This is a genomic window from Micromonospora sp. BS32 (assembly GCF_059089345.1).
Window position 1 is genome coordinate 1 of record NZ_JBSSHR010000141.1, and the last position, 417, is coordinate 417.

Below are 417 nucleotides of genomic sequence, written 5' to 3' on the forward strand. Positions count from 1 at the left end.
CCTCCGGCCGATCACTCACACCTCCGCCAAGCAGCTGGTACCAGTCGCCAACAAGCCGGTGCTGTTCTACGGCCTCGAAGCCATCGCCGAGGCCGGCATCACCGAGGTGGGCATCATCGTCGGCGACACCGCCGAGGAGATCAGGGACGCGGTCGGTGACGGCTCCGCCCTCGGTATCGACGTCACGTACATCCCGCAGGACGCGCCGCTCGGGCTGGCGCACGCGGTGCTGATCGCGCGGGAGTTCCTCGGCGAGGACGACTTCGTGATGTACCTCGGCGACAACTTCATCGTCGGCGGGATCACCGGCCTGGTCGAGGAGTTCCGCGCGGAGCGGCCCGACGCGCAGATCCTGCTCACCAGGGTGCCGAACCCGACCTCCTTCGGTGTCGCCGAACTCGACCCGCAGGGGCGGGT

General features: G+C 68.8%; 1 protein-coding gene. It reads left to right on the forward strand.

Annotated features, from left to right (window positions below):
- Window positions 1-417 (forward strand): sugar phosphate nucleotidyltransferase (locus AC5RWQ_RS30635; protein WP_494286071.1); only part of this gene is annotated, 417 nt, incomplete at both ends.